Source organism: Nesterenkonia sp. DZ6 (assembly GCF_022565835.1).
Lineage (GTDB): Bacteria > Actinomycetota > Actinomycetes > Actinomycetales > Micrococcaceae > Nesterenkonia.
This window is the reverse complement of record NZ_JAJOYW010000004.1, coordinates 1-19,035: the sequence shown is the minus strand read 5'-3', so window position 1 is coordinate 19,035 and position 19,035 is coordinate 1. Positions and strand designations below refer to the sequence as shown.

General features: G+C 68.4%; 17 protein-coding genes and 2 rRNA genes. 4 read left to right on the top strand and 15 right to left on the bottom strand.

What is annotated here, in order from left to right:
- Positions 1 to 37: 37 nt before the first annotated feature.
- The 5 genes from scpB to LTH93_RS10415 form a co-directional block, all read right to left on the bottom strand.
- On the bottom strand, positions 38 to 613 hold the full coding sequence (gene scpB / locus LTH93_RS10435) for an SMC-Scp complex subunit ScpB (RefSeq protein ID WP_241470930.1): 576 nt from the start codon (positions 611 to 613) through the stop codon (positions 38 to 40).
- A complete protein-coding gene (locus LTH93_RS10430) occupies positions 606 to 1,583 on the bottom strand; it encodes a segregation and condensation protein A (RefSeq protein ID WP_241470929.1) in 978 nt (325 codons plus the stop codon). The genes scpB and LTH93_RS10430 overlap by 8 nt, the downstream gene beginning before the upstream one ends.
- Entirely contained in the window at positions 1,583 to 2,419 is an 837-nt protein-coding gene (locus LTH93_RS10425; RefSeq protein ID WP_241465114.1) for a ParA family protein, read from the bottom strand. The genes LTH93_RS10430 and LTH93_RS10425 overlap by 1 nt, the downstream gene beginning before the upstream one ends.
- A 237-nt stretch (positions 2,420 to 2,656) precedes the next feature.
- Positions 2,657 to 3,292, bottom strand: coding sequence for a trimeric intracellular cation channel family protein (locus LTH93_RS10420; protein ID WP_241470928.1), 636 nt, complete (start codon positions 3,290 to 3,292; stop codon positions 2,657 to 2,659).
- Between the two features lie 105 nt (positions 3,293 to 3,397).
- The gene (locus tag LTH93_RS10415; RefSeq protein ID WP_241470927.1) at positions 3,398 to 5,317 is read right to left on the bottom strand and encodes an AMP-binding protein; all 1,920 of its coding nucleotides are present in this window, start codon (positions 5,315 to 5,317) and stop codon (positions 3,398 to 3,400) included.
- Between the two features lie 156 nt (positions 5,318 to 5,473).
- Here LTH93_RS10415 and LTH93_RS10410 point away from each other — a divergent pair, with 156 nt between their 5' ends.
- The 4 genes from LTH93_RS10410 to LTH93_RS10395 are packed head-to-tail and all read left to right on the top strand — an operon-like array spanning position 5,474 to position 9,798.
- Positions 5,474 to 6,199 (top strand): GntR family transcriptional regulator, encoded by a 726-nt coding sequence (locus LTH93_RS10410; RefSeq protein ID WP_241465054.1) that lies wholly within the window; start codon positions 5,474 to 5,476, stop codon positions 6,197 to 6,199.
- Positions 6,196 to 7,713: an MmgE/PrpD family protein gene (locus LTH93_RS10405; RefSeq protein WP_241465055.1), complete on the top strand. Its 1,518-nt coding sequence runs from the start codon at positions 6,196 to 6,198 to the stop codon at positions 7,711 to 7,713. Before LTH93_RS10410 ends, LTH93_RS10405 begins: the two co-directional genes overlap by 4 nt.
- A 3-nt stretch (positions 7,714 to 7,716) precedes the next feature.
- The gene (gene prpB, locus LTH93_RS10400; protein WP_241465056.1) at positions 7,717 to 8,634 is read left to right on the top strand and encodes a methylisocitrate lyase; all 918 of its coding nucleotides are present in this window, start codon (positions 7,717 to 7,719) and stop codon (positions 8,632 to 8,634) included.
- 30 nt (positions 8,635 to 8,664) lie between these two features.
- On the top strand, positions 8,665 to 9,798 hold the full coding sequence (locus LTH93_RS10395) for a bifunctional 2-methylcitrate synthase/citrate synthase (protein ID WP_241465057.1): 1,134 nt from the start codon (positions 8,665 to 8,667) through the stop codon (positions 9,796 to 9,798).
- A 40-nt stretch (positions 9,799 to 9,838) separates the two neighbouring features.
- On the opposite strand, the gene LTH93_RS10390 is transcribed toward LTH93_RS10395, so the two are convergent.
- The 10 genes from LTH93_RS10390 to LTH93_RS10345 all read right to left on the bottom strand — a co-directional run.
- Positions 9,839 to 10,882: a site-specific tyrosine recombinase XerD gene (locus LTH93_RS10390; RefSeq protein ID WP_241465058.1), complete on the bottom strand. Its 1,044-nt coding sequence runs from the start codon at positions 10,880 to 10,882 to the stop codon at positions 9,839 to 9,841.
- Positions 10,883 to 10,886: 4 nt separating this feature from the next.
- On the bottom strand, positions 10,887 to 12,590 hold the full coding sequence (locus tag LTH93_RS10385) for a CTP synthase (RefSeq protein ID WP_241465115.1): 1,704 nt from the start codon (positions 12,588 to 12,590) through the stop codon (positions 10,887 to 10,889).
- Positions 12,591 to 12,625: 35 nt separating this feature from the next.
- Positions 12,626 to 14,470: a DNA repair protein RecN gene (locus tag LTH93_RS10380; RefSeq protein WP_241470926.1), complete on the bottom strand. Its 1,845-nt coding sequence runs from the start codon at positions 14,468 to 14,470 to the stop codon at positions 12,626 to 12,628.
- The gene (locus LTH93_RS10375; RefSeq protein ID WP_241465060.1) at positions 14,467 to 15,435 is read right to left on the bottom strand and encodes an NAD kinase; all 969 of its coding nucleotides are present in this window, start codon (positions 15,433 to 15,435) and stop codon (positions 14,467 to 14,469) included. Before LTH93_RS10375 ends, LTH93_RS10380 begins: the two co-directional genes overlap by 4 nt.
- A gap of 10 nt (positions 15,436 to 15,445) precedes the next feature.
- Complete coding sequence (locus LTH93_RS10370; RefSeq protein ID WP_241470925.1) at positions 15,446 to 16,255, bottom strand: TlyA family RNA methyltransferase; 810 nt, start codon at positions 16,253 to 16,255, stop codon at positions 15,446 to 15,448.
- The gene (locus LTH93_RS10365; RefSeq protein WP_241470924.1) at positions 16,252 to 16,512 is read right to left on the bottom strand and encodes a hypothetical protein; all 261 of its coding nucleotides are present in this window, start codon (positions 16,510 to 16,512) and stop codon (positions 16,252 to 16,254) included. The genes LTH93_RS10370 and LTH93_RS10365 overlap by 4 nt, the downstream gene beginning before the upstream one ends.
- Positions 16,509 to 17,336 (bottom strand): HAD-IIA family hydrolase, encoded by an 828-nt coding sequence (locus LTH93_RS10360; protein ID WP_241465063.1) that lies wholly within the window; start codon positions 17,334 to 17,336, stop codon positions 16,509 to 16,511. The genes LTH93_RS10365 and LTH93_RS10360 overlap by 4 nt, the downstream gene beginning before the upstream one ends.
- Positions 17,333 to 18,181, bottom strand: a complete 849-nt coding sequence (locus LTH93_RS10355) for a hypothetical protein (RefSeq protein ID WP_241465064.1) — start codon at positions 18,179 to 18,181, stop codon at positions 17,333 to 17,335. The genes LTH93_RS10360 and LTH93_RS10355 overlap by 4 nt, the downstream gene beginning before the upstream one ends.
- A 353-nt stretch (positions 18,182 to 18,534) precedes the next feature.
- Positions 18,535 to 18,651 (bottom strand): 5S ribosomal RNA (gene rrf / locus LTH93_RS10350).
- Between the two features lie 298 nt (positions 18,652 to 18,949).
- Positions 18,950 to 19,035, bottom strand: a 23S ribosomal RNA gene (locus LTH93_RS10345); the annotation flags it as partial.

Sequence of the window (19,035 nt, the reverse complement as noted above, 5' to 3'; positions counted from 1 at the left end):
CTCCATTCTATGGGGAGTGTCCAATCCTTCCGGCCACTCAGCTTTCCGGGCCCAGCTCTCCGGCTGCTTCGATGCCCGGCAGGTGTGGGGAGAGCTGTGGAAGCTCCTGCACGGAGTTGATCCCGAGGCGTTCCAGCAGGTCCGCGGTGGTGACATACAGGGTGGCTCCGGTGAGCGGATCGGTGCCGGCGGTGTCGACCAGACCGCGGTGGACCAGGGTGCGCACCACGCCGTCGACGTTGACCCCGCGGATGGCGGCGACCTGGGAGCGGGCCACCGGCTGCCGGTAGGCGATCACGGCCAGGGTCTCCAGCGCGGCCTGGGAGAGCCGGGTGGTCGCGTCGCCGAGGACGAAGGCGGAGACCTGCTCGGCGTAGTCGGCGCGGGAGTAGTAGCGGTATCCCCCGGCGATCTCACGCAGCTCATAGCCGCGGCGCCGGGAGCCCTCGCTGATCCCGTCGATGTCCAGGCGCAGCGCATCGAGCACCGTGATGACCTGGCGCTCGGGGATCTCCAGGACCTGGGCCAGCTCCAGCGCGGAGACCGGCTCCTCGATGATCATCAGCACGGCCTCGGCGGCGGCGAGCAGGTCCTCGCTGATCGGCTCAGCCATGATCGGGATCCTCCTTCTCGGGCGCGGGGGTGTCGGGCGAGGAGATGTCGGGCGCAGGGGTGTCTACCCCGGTGCCGGCCGGATCGGCCCATTCCGCGGCCGCGCGGTCCAGCGCCGCGATCTCACCGCTGGCAGGACCGGACCAGATGACTCGCAGCTCCCCCAGCGGCGCATCCTGTTCGAACGCGACGTCGCGGTCGCGGTAGAGCTCCAGCAGACCGAGAAACCGCACGACGACGACGAGCCGGCTCTCGGCCTCGCGGACCAGTTCGGTGAAGCTGGCCGCGCCGGCCTCGCGCAGCGCAGCGGTCATCACCGCCATCTCGGTCCGGATGTCCACCGCGTGGGAGTGCAGGTGCTCGAACCTGATGTGGTCCGGTTCCATCGCCGGACGGGCGAAGGCGCGCTCGGCGATGGTCTTCAGGTCCGCCGGGGTGGTCTTGAAGACCAGCTCGGGCAGCAGCTGGGCCAGCTCGGGGTGGGTGCCGGGCTGGCGCGGGAAGCGGTCCGAGTGCTCCTGGATCTGCTCGGCGATGTGCCCGGCGATGTGTTTGAACGCCCGGTACTGCAGCAGTCGGGCGAAGAGCAGGTCGCGGGCCTCCAGGGCGGCGAGGTCCTCCTCGGACTCGACCTCGCCCCCGGGCAGCAGCTGCGCGGCCTTGAGGTCCAGCAGGGTGGCGGCGATCAGGATGAAGTTCGAGGACTCGTCCAACGCCTGGTGGTGGGAGAGGCCTCGGACATAGCTGATGAACTCGTCGGTGACCGCGGAGATCGCCACCGCGGTGACGTCCATCTCGCGCTTGGCGATCAGGCCGAGCAGCAGGTCGAAGGGGCCGTCGAAGTTCGCCAGCGACACCGTGAATCCGGTCGCTGTGGGGGAATCGTGCCGGGCGTCTGCCTCGAGGCTCTCGAGATTCCCGGCGGCGTCGGCATGCTGAAGCGCCGCGGCGCCGGCTGCCGGGTGCGCCACTAGGGCGATCCACCTCGGAGGATCAGTTCGCGGGCCAGCTGGCGGTAGGCCTTGGCGCCCTCGTGCTTGTGCGCGTAGGCGGTGATCGGTTCCGCGGCCACGGTGGCGTCGGGGAACTTCACCGAGCGTTTGATGACGGTCTCGAAGACCTTGTCGCCGAAGGCCTCGACGATCCTGGCGATGACCTCGCGGGCGTGCAGGGTGCGCAGATCGACCATGGTGACCACCACGCCGTCGATCTCCAGGTCCGGATTCAACCGGTCCTGGACCTTCTCGATGGTGTCGACCAGCAGCGCCACGGCGCGCAGCGCGAAGTACTCGGCCTCCAGCGGGATGACGACGCCGTGGGCGGCGGTGAGCGCGTTGACGGTGAGCAGCCCCAGCGAGGGCTGGCAGTCGATGATGATGACGTCGTAGTCGTTCCGGACCTGGCGCAGCGCGCGGTCCAGGACCTGTTCGCGGGCCACCTCGTTGACCAGCTGCACCTCCGCGGCGGAGAGGTCGATGTTCGCCGGCAGCAGGTCGATGTTCTCCACGTGGGTGGAGACGATGGCGTCGCGGGTCTTGACCTCACGCTCCATGAGCACGTTGTAGACCGTGGTCTCCAGCTCATGGGGGCTGGTGCCGAAGCCGGCCGAGAGTGCGCCCTGCGGGTCGAAGTCCACCATCAGCACGCGGCGGCCGTATTCGGCGAGCGCGGCGCCCAGGTTGATCGCGGAGGTGGTCTTGCCGACTCCGCCCTTCTGGTTGACCATGGCGATGACTCGCGCGGGGCCGTGGCTGCTCAGCGGCGCGGGTTCGGCGAAGTCATGCTTCGGCCGGCCCGTGGGGCCCATGATCGCGTCGCCGTAGATGGTGAAGAGTTCGGTCGGCTGATCGCTGTGCGACGCGTTGACCTCCCGGTCAGGCGTTTCGCCCATCCGGGCACCCGGCTCGCTCACGTGATCCCTCAACTTCCTCCTGCGGACAACAACTTATCCAGGTTACCCCGTGTCCTCATCGAGGCAAGATGTGCAGGCCAAGTAGCACTCGAAGGTTCGCCTCGCCATCGCGTCAGGCTCGGGCGGCAGGGGTCAGGCTGCGGCGCTGCCGCTGGACCGGCGTCCGGCCAGCGGCACTCGCCAGCCGCGCTTGAGCGAGATCATGCGCAGCGTGAAGACCAGGCAGGAGACCACGAGTCCCGCCCAGATCAGCGGCAGCTCGAGGCTCAGCACGATCACGATGAGCCCCGCGCCGAACATCGCCGGCACCGCATAGACGCCGTGCGGGTTGAAGATCTGTGGGGTCTCGTTGGCCACCACGTCGCGCATCGCACCGCCGCCCACCGCGGTGGTCACCCCGAGAAGGACGCAGGCGATCTCATTGAGCCCGGCGTTGAACGCGATGACCGTGCCGGTGAGGCAGAACAGCGAGAGTCCGACGGCGTCGAAGACCAGCAGCGTCCGGCGCAGCCGGGTCTCATGGAGCAGCCCGGTGAGCACCAGGATCACTGCCACCAGCACCGGGGCCAGGTAGATCGGCTGCAGGAAGGCGGCCGGGGGTCCTTCGCCGATGATGATGTCCCGGGTGACGCCGCCGCCGAGTCCGGCCATGGAGGCCAGCAGCAGCGAGCCCACCACGTCGAAGCCCTTCCGGGCGGCGAGCAGCGCCCCGGAGACGGCGAAGGCGAAGGTGCCCAGCAGCTCGACGGCCAACAGCGCGAGGTCCATCGCTCTCCCCCTGCGTCAGCCGGGGAGCAGCTGCACGCGACACGTCCGCGGCGCGCTGGCGCCGCGGAGACTTGTGCGGCGCGCGGTCGCGCGCCGCCGACAAGCCTACCGCTGGGGTCGAAGCACCGGGATCAGGTCATCGAGCACTGAGGCGTCCTCGATGGTGGAGGGCACCCGCGCCTGCTCGCCGTCGGCGATCTGGCGCATGGTCTTGCGCAGGATCTTGCCCGACCGGGTCTTCGGCAGCGCGGCGACCACCGCGACGGTCTTGAAGTCCGCCACCGGTCCGATGTCTCGGCGCACCAGGGCGGTCAGCTCCGCCTGCAGCGTCTTCGGGTCGTCCTCTCGTCCAGCCTTGAGCACCACGAATCCCGAGGCGCGCTGACCCTTGAGCTCGTCCTGCAGTCCGATCACCGCGCATTCGGCCACTGCCGGGTGGGAGGCGACCACGGCTTCGATGGAACCGGCCGAGAGCCGATGACCGGCCACGTTGATCACGTCATCGGTGCGGCCCATCACGAAGAGGTAGCCGTCCTGATCCAGGTAGCCGGAGTCCCCGGTGGCGTAGAACCCGGGGAAGGCGTCGAGATACGAATCGATGTAGCGCTGGTCGTCGCCCCAGAGGGTGGGCAGGGTGCCCGGGGGCATGGGCAGTCGCAGCGCGATGTTGCCCTCCTCCCCCGCCGGGAGCTCCTCCCCGGTCGCGTCGAGGATCACCACGTCGTAGCCGGCCATCGGCAGCGTGGCGGAACCTTCCTTGACCTCCAGCGCCTCGATCCCCACCGGGTTGGCCGCGATCGGCCAGCCGGTCTCGGTCTGCCACCAGTTGTCGATCACCGGCACCTGCAGGGCGTCGGTGATCCAGCGCTGGGTGACCGGGTCGAGCCGCTCCCCGGCGGCGTAGAGGTGACGCAGCGAGGAGATGTCGTAGTCGCCGACCAGCGCGGCCTCCGGGTCGGTCTTGCGGATCGCGCGCAGCGCCGTGGGTGCGGTGAACAGCGCGGTGATCCGGTGCTGCTGGATCATCCGCCAGAAGGCGCCCGCATCAGGGGTGCCGACCGGTTTGCCCTCGTAGAGCACGGTGGTCGCTCCGACCAGCAGCGGTCCATAGACGATGAAGGAGTGCCCGACCACCCAGCCGACGTCGGAGGCGGTGAACATGGTCTCCCCCGGGCCGACGTCGTAGATCGCCTGCATCGACCAGCTCAGCGCGACGGCGGTGCCTCCCTGGTCACGGACCACGCCCTTGGGCCGGCCGGTGGTCCCGGAGGTGTAGAGGATGTAGAGCGGGTCGGTGGCGCGCACCGTGACCGGGGCTGCGGGCGCAGCCTGGGCTGACCGGGAGGACCAGTCGTGCCATTGCGCAGTCACACTCGTCTCTGCGTCCGCGGCGACCTCTTCGAGGCTGTGGGCGAAGCCCTCGCGCTCCTGGACCACCACGTGGCGGACGTCGTGGGTGGCCAGGCGCAGCGCCTCGGCCACGGTTGGCAGGTACTCCACCTTGCGGGTGGGTTCGATGCCTCCGGTGGCGGTGAGCACGACGTCGGGGGACGCGTCGTCGATGCGCGAGGCCAGCTCCTTTGCGGCGAAGCCGCCGAAGACCACCGAGTGCACCGCTCCGATCCGGGCGCAGGCGAGCATCGCGATGGGCGCCTGCGGGATCATCGGCAGATAGATGATGACCCGGTCTCCGGCACCCACGCCGAGTTCGGTCAGCATTCCGGCACACCGGGCCACCTCGGCGGTGAGCTCGGCGTAGCTGTAGCTCTGGACGGTCCCGGTCACGGCGGAGTCATAGATCAGCGCGGTCTGCTCCCCACGGCCGGCCTCGACGTGGCGGTCCAGGCAGTTGTAGCTCAGGTTCAGCTCCGCCTCGGGAAACCAGCGGTAGATCGGGGCCGCCGAGTCGTCGAGTGCGCGCTCCGGCGCGCGGTCCCAGTGGATCTGCTCGGCGGCGGCGAGCCAGAACTCCTCACGCTGGGCCAGTGATCGTGCGTGCAGCTCGCGGTAGGACGTACCGGTCATGGGAGTGCTCCTGCTCATCGGCGTGGACGCGTGACACATCCAAGGATATGAGCTGGATCACAGAAGGTAAAGCCCTATGTATACATAGTTGACTAGATAGTGGAATATTCTCCCGAAAGACTCCACAGAGCACCCCTCGTTGTATACACTCAAATCATGCGTGCCAGTGACCGTGCCTACGACACCCTGCGGCAGGAGATCCTCGACGGGGTGCTGACCCCGGGGACCCTGCTCGGCGAGGTCGATCAGGCCGAACGGCTGGGCCTCTCCCGCACCCCGCTGCGCGAGGCGCTGTCCCGCTTGATCGCCGACGGGCTCGCCGATCAGACCAAGGGGCGCGGCACGCTGGTCAGCTCCATCTCCGCGGCCGACGTCGACCTGCTCTTCGAGCTCCGCCTCCCGCTGGAGGTCCAGTCGGCGCGGCTGGCCGCCGAGCGCGGAGACCCCCGCCGGTTCAGCGCGCTCGCGGAACGCTTCAGCGCGGCGGAGAAGATCCTGCGGTCGCGAGAGCGCCAGCGGGACCACACCCAGGACCATGCCGAGGAGGACGAGCACTATTACGCCCTCACCGAGGAGCTCGATGAGGCGGTCTCCGACGCCGTGGCCAATCCCTATCTGAGCCACTCGCTGCGCAGCATGCGCGCCCACCTGGTCCGCGCCCGCCGGCTGGCTCAGCATGAGCCCGAGCGGCTCGCGGCCTCAGCCCGCGAACACCGCGAGGTCTGCACCGCCATCGCGTCCGGAGACGCCGAGACCGCCGGTGCCGCGATGCTGATCCATCTGCGCCGCAGCCTCGCCTACATCACCGCCCAGCACGAGACAGCCCAGTCCGCACAGCAGCACCGAAGCCTGACTCCCAATCGAGAGGAACCACCAGCATGATCAGCCACAACGTACGGGTCTACCGCAGCGACGAGAACCTTCCCCGACAGGACCAGCTCGCCTGGAAGATCGCCCAGGTCGCCGTCGACCCGGTGGAAGTGGACGCGGAGGTCACCGAGATGGTGATCAACCGCATCATCGACAACGCGGCTGTGGCGGTGGCCTCGCTGAACCGCGCCCCGATCATCGCCGCCCGCGCCCAGGCGCTGGACCATTCGGTCTCCGCAAACGGCTCCGGCGCCTCGATCTTCGGCATCGAGACCAAGTCCAGTCCCGAATGGGCGGCCTGGGCCAACGGCGTCGCGGTCCGCGAGCTGGACTACCACGACACCTTCCTGGCCGCGGAGTACTCCCACCCCGGGGACAACATCCCTGCCGTGCTGGCAGCGGCACAGCACACCGGAGCCTCCGGGGCCGAGCTGATCCGCGGCATCGCCACCGGCTACGAGATCCAGGTGGACCTGGTCAAGGCGATCTCGCTGCACAAGCACAAGATCGACCACGTGGCCCACCTCGGCCCCTCGGCGGCCGCAGGCATCGGCACCCTGCTCGACCTGGATGCCGAGACGATCTTCCAGGCCGTGGGCCAGGCGCTGCACACCACCACCGCCACCCGGCAGTCCCGCAAGGGCGAGATCTCCACCTGGAAGGCCCACGCCCCGGCCTTCGCCGCGAAGATGGCAGTCGAAGCAGTGGACCGGGCGATGCGCGGACAGACCTCGCCGGTGCCCATCTATGAAGGTGAGGACGGCGTCATCGCCTGGATGCTCGACGGGCCCAGCGCCTCCTACGACGTTCCGCTGCCGGCCAGCGGGGAGCCCAAGCGGGCGATCCTGGACACCTATACCAAGGAGCACTCGGCGGAGTACCAGGCGCAGGCCTGGATCGACCTCGCCCGCCGGCTGCACCACGCGCACCCGCAGGTCACCGATCCCGCGCTGGTGGAGTCGGTGCTGATCCGCACCAGCCACCACACCCATTACGTGATCGGCTCGGGGGCGAACGACCCGCAGAAGTATGACCCCACCGCCTCCCGCGAGACGCTGGATCACTCCATCCCGTATATCTTCACCGTGGCGCTGCAGGACGGCGCCTGGCACCACGTGGACTCCTACACCCCCGAGCGCGCGCAGCGCGAGGACACCGTCGCGCTGTGGCACAAGGTCACCACCGAGGAGGATCCGGAGTGGACCCGGCGCTATCACTCCACCGACATCGCCGAGAAGGCCTTCGGCGGGTCCGTGGAGATCCGGCTGCACGACGGCGAGGTGATCACCGATGAGATCGCCGTCGCCGACGCCCACCCGCTGGGTGCGCGGCCCTTCTCCCGAGAGCAGTACATCGCCAAGTTCCGCACCCTGGCGGACGGGGTCATCGCCGACGCGGAGATCGAAAGGTTCCTCGGCGCGGTCGAGGCCCTGGAGACGCTGGCCTCCGGTGAGCTCGATCAGCTCAACGTCTTCGCGGCCACCGGGGTCATCGATCCGGCCGCGGCACCGAAGGGACTGTTCTAGGCCATGCTCTACTCCACCATCACCCCCGCGCAGAAGCGCCTCGACCTGCGCGCCATGCTGACCCCCGGGGCGGCGCGCCAGTTCCCGGGCACCTTCACCCCGCTCTCGGCTCCGTTGATCGAACAGAAGGGCTTCGACGGGATCTACATCTCCGGCGCAGTGCTGGCCAACGAGCTGGGTCTGCCCGACATCGGGCTGACCACGCTGAGCGAGGTCGCCCAGCGGGCGGGCCAGATCGCGCGGGCGACCAATCTGCCGGCCCTGGTCGACGCCGACACCGGATTCGGCGAACCGATGAACGTGGCACGCTCGGTCCAGGAGCTCGAGGACGCCGGGCTCGCGGGCTGCCACATCGAGGACCAGTTCAACCCCAAGCGCTGCGGCCACCTGGATGGGAAGAACCTGGTGGACCTGCAGACCGCCACCCAGCGGGTGGCCGCAGCCGCTCGCGGAAGACGAGACGAGAACTTCCTGATCATGGCGCGCACCGACCTGCGCGCAGTCGAAGGTCTTGACGCCGCGATCGAGCGGGCCAAGGCCCTGGTCGACGCCGGGGCCGACGCGATCTTCCCCGAGGCGATGAAGGACCTCAGCGAGTTCGCCGCCGTCTGCGCGGCGGTGGATGTGCCGGTGCTGGCCAACATGACCGAGTTCGGCAAGTCTCCGCTGTTCTCCCGCGAGGAGCTGGCCGAGACCGGCGTCGCCATGGTGATCTATCCGGTGACCTCGCTGCGCTCCGCCATGGGCGCGATCGAGCGCACCCTGGACGTGTTGGCCGCCGAAGGTTCCCAGCAGGGCGCGGTGGATCAGATGATGACCCGGGCACGGCTCTACGAACTGGTCGACTATGAGGCGTACAACGCCTTCGACACCGGAATCTTCAACTTCGATGTCCCCGACGTGCACGGCAAGAACTCTTAAAGACCCCGCAATGACCTGAGGAGGTCACTCATGACCGAGCAGATCTATAAGGGACTGGCTGGTGTGGTCGCCGATCACACCGCCGTCTCGAAGGTGAACCCCGAATCCAACTCGCTGCTCTACCGGGGATACCCGGTCCAGGAGCTGGCCGCGAAGCTCTCCTTCGAGGAGGTGGCGCTGCTGCTCTGGAACGGCGAACTGCCCAGCACGGGCGAGAAGGACGAGTTCCGCGCCTTCGAGCGGTCCCACCGCGCCCTGGACCCTCGGGTCAGGGCAGCCATCGACCTGCTGCCGCTGGACTGCCACCCGATGGATGTCGGGCGCACCGCGGTGTCGGTGCTCGGCGCGAACCACCCGCTCTCGGAAGACTCCTCCCCTGAGGCGGAGCTGACCAAGGCCAAGGAGCTCTTCGCCGCATTCCCCGCCGTGGTCGCCTATGACCAGCGCCGGCGTCGTGGGCTGGAGCTCGTCGAGCCCCGCGAGGATCTGGACTATTCGCAGAACTTCCTCTGGATGACCTTCGGCGAGGAGGCCCCCGAGGAGGTGGTCGACGCCTTCCGGGTCTCGATGGTGCTCTACGCCGAGCACTCCTTCAACGCGTCCACCTTCACCGCCCGGGTGGTGACCTCCACGCTGGCAGACCTGCACTCGGCGGTCACCGCGGCGATCGGCGCGCTGAAGGGTCCGCTGCACGGCGGTGCCAATGAAGCGGTGATGCACACCTTTGAGGAGATCGGCATCGACACAGCCGAGACCCGCGAGGACGCCGCCGCCCGCGCCAAGGCGTGGATGGAGCAGGCTCTGGCCGAGAAGCGCAAGGTGATGGGCTTCGGCCACCGGGTGTACAAGTCCGGTGATTCCCGGGTGCCGACCATGAAGCAGGCCCTGGACGCGATGGTCGAGTACTACGGCCGCGGTGAGCTGATGGGGCTCTACGACGGGCTCGAGGCGGCGATGGGCGAGGCCAAGAACATCCTGCCGAACCTGGACTATCCCGCCGGGCCGACCTATCACCTGATGGGCTTCGACACCGAGATGTTCACCCCGCTGTTCATCGCCGCACGGATCACCGGCTGGACGGCGCATATCGCCGAGCAGCGCGCCGACAATGCGCTGATCCGCCCGCTGAGCGCCTATAACGGTCCGGACGAGCGCCACCTCTGATCCTACGCCCGCCTGCGAGCGGCTCCTGCGGGCGCTCCCCCTAGCGCGCCCGCGGGTGGGCGGTGGCGTAGCTCTCCTGCAGCGCCTCGGCGGTGACCTTAGTATAGATCTGGGTGGTGGTCACCGATGCGTGCCCCAGCATCTCCTGGACCAGCCGGATCCCGGCGCCGCCCTCGAGCAGGTGGGTGGCGCAGGAGTGGCGCAGCGTGTGTGGGGAGACCTCCTGGGTGATCTCGGCGGCGGCCGCGTGGGTCTGCAGCACGGTCCAGGCCGACTGCCGGGAGAGTCTGCCGCCGAGCTTGTTCAAGAACAGAGCAGGCGACGGCGCGCGCCGCCCGATCCGCGCGGCCAGGCCAGGACGACCCGCGGTGAGGTAGTCGTTGATCGCCTGCTGGGCATAGCGCCCCACCGGGACCATCCGCTGCTTGTCGCCCTTGCCGGTCACCCGCACGATCACCAGCCCGTCCGTCGTCGCGTCCGCGAGGCCGGAAGGGGCGGCGCGGACCTCGTGGATGTCATCGACGTCCAGGCTCACCGCCTCGGTGATCCGGGCTCCGGTGGCGTAGAGGAACTCCAGCAGCGCCCGGTCGCGGCGGCCGAGCTCGGTGTCCCGGCTCGGCGCGTCGAGCAGCCGTGACACCTCGTCAACGCTGAGCGCCTTGGGCAGGGACTGGCGCGGCTTGGGTGCCGCGACATGCTTGGCCGGGTCGTGGGTGGTCCGGCCCTCCCCCGCCCAGTACCGATGCGCCCCGCGCACCGAGGCCAGCACCCGGGCCATCGAACGCTGGGACAGGGCCGATCCGCCGTCGTCGCCGGTGCTCAGCCGGTGCAGGAAATCAGCGATCAGGGTCTCATCGATCATGGGCAGCGCGGTGATCCGGCGCTCGAGCAGGAATGCGCCGTAGCGCAGCAGGTCATTGCGGTAGGAGCTCAGCGTGTTCGCCGCGGAGCCACGCTCGATCCGCAGATGGGTGAGGTAGTCCTCGATCTCCGCGCCCACAGACGAGGACGGCACCTCCGCGCGTCGCTGGAGGTGCCGTTCCCGTGCCTGATCAGGAGCGGTGGACCCGTCCTGGGCGGGCATGACTCTAGCCGCGTCCGCCCTGCGCGAGCTGCCGGTCCAGCCCTGCCCGGATGAGACCGGCGAAGAGCGGATGGGCGTTGGTCGGGCGGGACTTCAGCTCCGGGTGCGCCTGGGTGGAGACGTAGTACGGGTGCGTCTCCCTGGGCAGCTCCACGAACTCCACGAGCGTGCCGTCCGGGGAGGTGCCGGAGAAGACCAGCCCCGCCTCGGCGAGCTGCCCGCGGTAGGCGTTGTTGACCTCGTATCGGTGCCGGTGCCGTTCGGTGATCTCGGTGCTGCCGTAGGTCTCGGCGACCACGGAGCCCTCGGTCAGCTTCGCCGCGTAGGAGCCCAGTCGCATGGTGCCGCCCAGGTCGCCGGCGCCGTCGACGATGGCCTCCTGCTCGGCCATGGTGGCGATCACCGGGTAGGCCGTCTGCGGGTCGAACTCGGTGGAGCTCGCCTCGCTCAGGCCCAGCACGTTGCGGGCGTATTCGATCACCATGGTCTGCAGACCCAGGCACAGGCCCAGCGCCGGGATGCCATGCTCCCGGGCATGGCGCAGCGCGCCGATCTTGCCGTCGAGTCCGCGCACGCCGAACCCGCCGGGCACGCAGATCGCGTCCACGCCGTCGAGCGCCTTGGCCGCGCCCTCCTCGGAGGCGCACAGGTCAGAGGCCACCCAGCGGATCTTGGTCTTGGTGCTGTGCGCGAAGCCGCCGGCGCGCAGCGCCTCGGTGACCGAGAGGTAGGCGTCGGGCAGATCGATGTACTTGCCGACCAGCGCGACCTCGACCTCATGGTCGGGGTTGTGCACCACGTTGAGCAGCTTGGACCATTTCGACCAGTCCACGTCCTTGAACTTCAGGTCCAGCGCCTGGACCACGTAGGCGTCCATGGCCTGGCGGTGCAGGATCCGCGGGATGTCGTAGATGCTCGGGGCGTCGGGGCAGTTGATGACCGCGTCCTCGGCCACGTCGCACATCCGTGAGATCTTGCCGCGGATCTCTGCCGGCAGCTCACGGTCGCTGCGCAGCACGATCCCGTCGGGCTGGATGCCGATCGAGCGCAGCGCGGCCACCGAGTGCTGGGTGGGCTTGGTCTTCAGCTCCTGGCTGGGGCCGATGTAGGGCACCAGGGAGACGTGGAGGAAGAAGACGTTCTGCCGGCCGATGTCCTGACGGACCTGGCGGGCCGCTTCGAGGAAGGGCTGGGACTCGATGTCACCGACGGTGCCGCCGATCTCGGTGATGATCACGTCCGGGGCGTCCTTGCCCTCGGCGGGCAGCCGCATCCGGCGCTTGATCTCGTTGGTGATGTGCGGGATGACCTGCACGGTGTCGCCGAGATAATCGCCGCGGCGTTCCTTCTCGATGACGGTTGAGTAGATCTGACCGGTGGTCACATTGTTGAGCCCATCGAGGTTCTCATCGAGGAAGCGCTCGTAATGTCCGATGTCCAGATCCGTCTCGGCGCCGTCTTCGGTGACGAAGACCTCGCCGTGCTGGAACGGGTTCATCGTGCCGGGATCCACATTGAGATAGGGATCCAGCTTCTGCATGACCACTGAAAGGCCACGGGCCCGGAGCAGATGCCCCAGGGAGGAGGCGGTCAGACCCTTGCCGAGGGAGGAGACCACACCCCCCGTGACAAAGATCTGTCGACTAGTAGGGAGGCTGTTCTGGTTCCTGGAACTGTTTCTCTGCACCACGGAGTTCGATCCTAACAGTGAACGGGAGGTGGATGTAGTGCCACGGACGTGAGCTACGGCGCAGCCGCGCCGCTGATGAGCTCCCGGGCGTGGGCGCGGGCCGATTCTGAGTCTTCCTGGCCGGCGAGCATCCGGGCGAGTTCGCTGACCCGCTGCTCCTCGTCCAGGGCGGTGACATCGGAGGCGGTGAAGCCCCCGGAGGCTGAATCATCGCGCACCGAGGACTTGAACACCCGGATGTGGTTCTGCGCGTACGCCGCGACCTGGGGCAGGTGGGTGACCACGATGACCTGGCGGTGCTTCGCGAGCATCGCCAGTCGGCGTCCGATCTGCACGGCGGCCTTGCCGCCCACTCCGGCGTCGACCTCGTCGAAGATGAACGTCTCGGTGTCGGAGCCTTCGGCGAGGACCACCTCCAGGGCCAGCATCACTCGGGAGAGCTCACCTCCGGAGGCGCCCTTGCCCAGCGGCAGCGGATCCGCCCCGGGGTGCGGGGCCAGCAGCATCGCCACGGTGTCCGCACCTTCGGGTCCCAGCTCGTCGGTCGCGGTGACCTCCAGGACCATCCGCGCCCGCGGCATGGCCAGGGCGGCCAGCTCCGCACCGACGGCGGCTCCCAGCCGCTCCCCCGCCTCCGCACGAAGACGACGCAGCTCCTCGGCCTCGGTCCACAGCCGTGCCTGCAGCTCATCGATCTCGGCGCTGAGCTCCTCGATCCGGTCGGAGTCGGACTGCAGGTTGTGCAGCCGGGCGCGGGCCTCCTGCGCCCAGCCCAGCACCGCATCGATGTCGGGTCCGTAGAGCCTGATCAATCGTTCGAGGTCTGCTCTGCGCTGGTGGACCGCGGCGAGGCGTTCGGGGCCGGATTCATCCAGGTGCGCGGCGTAGATGCCGAGCTCTGACGCAGCGTCGTTGAGCAGGCTGGAGACCGAAGAGATCTGCTCGGCGATCTGGCCCAGCTCCTGGTCCTGGTCCTGCACGGCGGCCAGCGCGGTGGCGGCGGATTCGACCAGGGCCACCGCATGGGGGACGTCGCCCAGCGCCTCGGCGGCGTCGGGGCCGGAGAGTGAGAGCTGGGCGGAGCGGGCGGCGTCGCGCAGCGACTCGACGTTCTCCAGCTTCAGCGATTCGGTCTTGAGCTCGTGGTCCTCTCCGGGCAGCGGCTCCACGGCGTCGATCTGTTCCAGCGCGAGCTGGAGCTGCTCCGCCTCGCGGAGGCGTTCACGCTCGTTGGTGGTGATCTCTTCGAGCTCGGCGACTTTGGCCTGGTAGCCGGTGAACCTCTGCTTGTACTGGGCGAGCTGAGCGGCGAACTCGGCGCCGGCGCAGCGGTCCAGGGCGCGGCGCTGGGCGGTGGCCGAGCGCAGCCGCAGCTGATCGCTCTGCCCGTGCACGGTCACCAGGGAGCTGCCGATCTCGCCGAGCAGCGCGATCGGCACATTGCGTCCGCTCACGCTGGCGCGGCTGCGGCCCTTGGCGCTGAGCGTGCGGCCGAGCAGGATCTCGACCTCGCCGCGCTGTTGCTGCGGGCTCGATGCTTCTGCCGCCTCGAGGGCGCCGCGGTCTCCGGAGGACGGGGGCTCCGCCCCCGCCGTGTCTGCCGTGTCTTCCGTGTCTTCCGTGTCTTCGGGAGTCTGCAGCCAGGCACCGGCTTCACGGGCCAGTTCCACGCAGCGGTGACCCGCAGGCACGGTGAGTCCTGCGTCGACCACGGCCTGCGGCGCTCCGGAGCGGATCGCGGTGGCTTCGGCGCGGGCGCCCAGCAGCAGTCCCAGCGCGGTGACCACCATGGTCTTGCCCGCGCCGGTCTCACCGGTGACCACGTTGAGTCCGGCATTGAGCGGGAGCTCGGCGTGTTCGATCACGCCGAGGTCGCTGATGGTGACGTAGTCGATCACCGCTGGGTCGCCTCCCCTCGATGGAACGCGTCGGGGGTCTCGACCTGGTTCGCCGGGTCGACCGGTCCGCGCCACCCGGTGGTGGGGAGGTTGAACTTGTCCACAAGTCGTTCGGAGAAAGGGGTCTGGTGCACCCGGGCCAGCAGCACCGGCTCGGCGGAACGGGTGACCTCCACGCGGGAGCCGGGTGGCAGCTCCATGAAGCGGCGCCCGTCGCACCAGAGCACGCCCTGTTCGTCCTCACGCTGCAGAACCTCGACAGCCATGATGGAGTCGGGATCGGCCACCAGCGGCCGGGAGAAGAGCGCATGGGCGGAGATGGGCACCATCACCAGGGCCTGGACCTCGGGCCAGACCACCGGGCCGCCGGCGGAGAAGGCGTATGCGGTCGAACCGGTGGGGGTGGCCATCACGACCCCGTCGCAGCCGAAGGCGGAGACGGGCCGGCCGTCGATCTCGATGATCAGGTCGATCATGCGTTCGCGGGACTGTTTCTCGATGCTGGCCTCGTTGAGCGCCCAGCTGCTGCCGACGTGGCGTCCGGCGTGCCAGACCTGGACGTCGAGCGCCATCCGGCGCTCCACGGTGTAGTTCTGGTCCACCACCCATTGCACGGAGGCATCGAGTTCGGTGCGTTCGGATTCGGCCAGGAAGCCCACATGGCCGAGGTTGACGCCCATCAGCGGGAGTCCGGCTCCGCGCACCAGGTCTGCGGCGCGCAGGATGGACCCGTCACCGCCGAGCACCATGCCGACTTCGCAGTCAGTCAGGGGCACCTCGCGTTCGGCCACCGCCAGCGGCAGGCCACGCAGCCGGTCCCCGATGACATGGTTCAAGGAGGCGATGTCCCGCTCCATCATCACGGGGCGCAGCCCCGCGCTGTGCAGCCGTTCAGCGACGGTGACAGCCGCTTCCACGGCGTCGCGCCGACCCGTGTGGGCCAGCAGCAGGATCTCTCTGGTCATGGAGCCTCCTTCAGTCGAACTCGACCGAGCCCAGCCTATCGCTCCTGAGGGTGTCTGCCTCGGCGGAGGCGGGGGCAGCATGTTCGGTGCTGCGCAGGTGGAGGAAGAACTCCACGTTGCCGTCCTGGCCGGGCAGTCCGGAGCGGTGGATCTCGACCAGCTGCAGCCGTTGGGCCTCGGCGGCGGTGAGCACGGCCTCCACGGCCTCGCGGCGCAGCAGCGGGCTGGAGACCACTCCGGTGCGGCCCAGCCTCTCGCGGCCGATCTCGAACTGGGGTTTGACCATGAGCAGCAGATCCGCGTCCTTGCTCGCCTGCCCGGCCAGGGCGGGGAGCACCAGGCGCAGGGAGATGAAGGAGAGGTCGGCGACGATCAGGTCGAAGGGCTCCCCCAGGTCCTGTGGATTCAGGTGGCGCAGGTTCAGGCCCTCGTGGTTCTGCACCCGCGGATCTGCGGCGAGCTGCGGGTGCAGCTGATCATGGCCGACGTCGACGGCCACCACCTGCTGGGCCCCGCGCTCGAGCAGCACCTGGGTGAAGCCGCCGGTGGAGGCTCCGGCGTCGAGGCAGCGGCGGCCCTGCACCTGGATCTGTGGGGAGGCGACCAGCACACCGTCGAGCTTGTGTGCGGACCGGCTGACCCAGGGATCTTGGTCGCGGACCTCGATGGTCTGATGCCCGGCCACGCTGGTGGCGGCCTTCTGGATGACGGCCCGGTCCACGCTGACCTGTCCCTGGGCGATCAGCTGCCCTGCGCGGGTGCGACTGGGAACCAGGCCGCGGGCGACCATGGCCTTGTCCAGGCGGAGTGACTCGTTCATCGAGCGCCCTCGGCGGTTTCTTTCAGCCGTTGATTCAGGTCCTGGACCAGCGCCTCGGACTCGGCGATCTCGGACTCGAGCTCTTCGATGGTCAGCTCCTGGCCGCGCGGAGAGCTCAGACCCGCGGTACGTTCAGCGCCGGGGATCGGTTCGGGGCTGACGGTCGGTTCGGGGCTGACGGTCGGTTCGGGGCTGACGGTCGGTTCGGGGCTGACGCTGGCCTCGGACATGGCATGGTGCGGCGGCTGCCCGGTCATGCTCCGACGCGCTCCTGCAGCGCGCGGTGGGTCCCGTCGAAGATCTGCGCGAGGTCCGTCAGGATCCAGTCGGGCCGCATACCGTCCTGTGCCTGCTCGGCCGAGGCGGCGGTGTCGATGCCGGTCAGCACCAGGGCTGTGTCGAACCCGGCCCGGTTGCCGCCGAGCACATCAGTGTCCAGGCGGTCTCCGATCACCAGTGGACGCTGTATCTGGAGCGTGTTCGCGGCCTGGGTGAACATCACCGGTTCTGGTTTGCCGGCGGCGGTCGGGGTCTTCCCGGTGGCACGCCCCACTGCTTCGACGAGGGCGCCGTTGCCCGGGGCGATCCCGCGTTCCCGGGGGATGCTGAGGTCAAGGTTGGTCGCGAACCACTGGGCCCCGTCGTTGACGGCGTAGGCCGCCTCAGCGAGGTCGGCCCAGCACAGTCCCGGGTCGAATCCCTGGATTACAGCGGCGGGCTTCTCGGCGGCAGAGTCGACGACGGTGAAGCCGGCCTCCCCCACCAGGTTCCGCAGGTACTCGCTGCCGGTGACCAGCACCTTCGCCCCGGGCTCGAGCGCCGCTCCCAGCAGGGTGACCCCTGCGGGGGCGGAACCCACGACCTCTTCCGTCAGCGCGGGGATCCCGAGCTCATTGAGGTGGGCGGCGACCTGTTCAGCGGAGCGAGACGCATTGTTGGTGACGTAACCGCGCGGGATGCCCCGGCGGACCAGCTCGTCCACGGCCCGCGCGGCACCGGGGATCGCCGATGGTCCCGCGTAGAGGACCCCGTCGAGGTCGAAGAGGACCCCGTCGTAGGAGTCGATGAGCCCCAGGCTCATCCACGTCCTCCGCGGCCGCGGTCCTGATCGCGGTCCTGATGGCGTCCCTTGGAGCGGCCGAGCACGTCCTTGACCTTCGGCAGATCAGCGGGTTCGTCGTCGAAGTCGAGGATCTCCGGGTCTTCAAAGGCCCCAGAGCCCAGTGCTCGTTCCGCCGCGAAGGCCTGTTCGCGCCAACGCTGGGCCTCTTCGTCGCGGCCCACGGTCTCGAGTGCCGCGGCGTATGCGGTGAACAGCCGTGGGGAGAAGCTGAAGGCGCGGTTGATGTCCAGCTCCGGAACCTCCAGCGCGGTCACGGCCGAGGCGTGGTCACCGAGGTCGGTGTAGGCCCCGGAGACGACCATCGCCATCTCGGCGCGAACGGGACCGGTGAGCCCAGCGACCTCTTCGGACTGGGAGAGCTCGATGGCCTTCTCAGGCCGGTCGAGTCCACGCTCGCAGTCCGCAAGCACGGGCAGGTGTGTCTGGTCTCCGCTGATTCGGCGGTAGGTGCGCAGTTCGCGCAGCGCTTCAGCGAAGTCTCCCGCGGCATAGGCAGTCAGGCCCACAGCTTCGCGGACGATGCCGAGGCGTCCCCCGCGGCGGGAGGCGGCGAGTGCATGTTGGAAAGCCACTTCAGGGGCGATGTCGACAAGTCGGCCCGCCATCACGAGGTGCTTGGCAACCCAGGGGCGGTTCGTGTCGTCGAGGGTGCGCAGCTGCAGCAGGGCCGCGCGGTCCAGCTCCTTGCCCGTGACATCCTCATCGATCTCAGGAGAACGCGTGCGATCGTCGCTGTTGGACCGGCGGAGGTCGCGCGGATTGCGCGGGGGCCTTGGGCGGTCTCCGTAGGACTCGTCATGCATAGGTTCGTGGTTCTCCTTGGATTACGTGCGCAGGGCCATCCCAGGATACCGCCTTGAGCGGTGAAGGACGCCTGGCAGCTGCTGTGGACGCGAAGCGCAGGTCGCGGACGGTGCGACCACGTATCGGGCCGGCGTAGAAACAAAAAAAGGCCGTGCCGGAGGAATCTCCGGACGGCCATGATGATCCGCAATGAATGCGAAAAGCTGTTGGTAAAAGTGGGCTCTGCTGATGGAAGATATCGCTGCTCGCTGCAGCCTTATTCTTCCGACGCGGACCGTGATTCCTATCCTGGAAACAGGTCAAGCCCGGTCCCCCGAAGGGGACCGGGCTTGAACCCTCTCTACCAAATAGTGTCCGGCGGCGACCTACTCTCCCACACACTCCAGTGTGCAGTACCATCGGCGCAGTGGGCCTTAGCTTCCGGGTTCGGGATGGGACCGGGCGTTTCCCCCACGCTATGACCGCCGTAACTCTAGAACAACACCACTTCCCACACCACCACACGCACCAGATCACCAAGACCTGACACCCGCAACAGGGGTACTGAAGATGCTGTAAACCTAAACTCACAACAACACTATTAAACTACACACACCTGCCACACCATCACACAGTGATGACACGCAGGGGAGGTCTGACTCTGACCCACACACCCACACGCCTCAAACAAGAGACACCATGGGTAATGCGGGGTTGTTGGCAGAGAACCGCCTAGTGGACGCGAACACGCAGTGTTCAATTAAAACTTCACCGAGCACACATTGAGTGTGGTGTAAGTGGTCGGCTTATTAGTACCAGTCAGCTTCACGCATTGCTGCGCTTCCACATCTGGCCTATCAACCCAGTAGTCTGG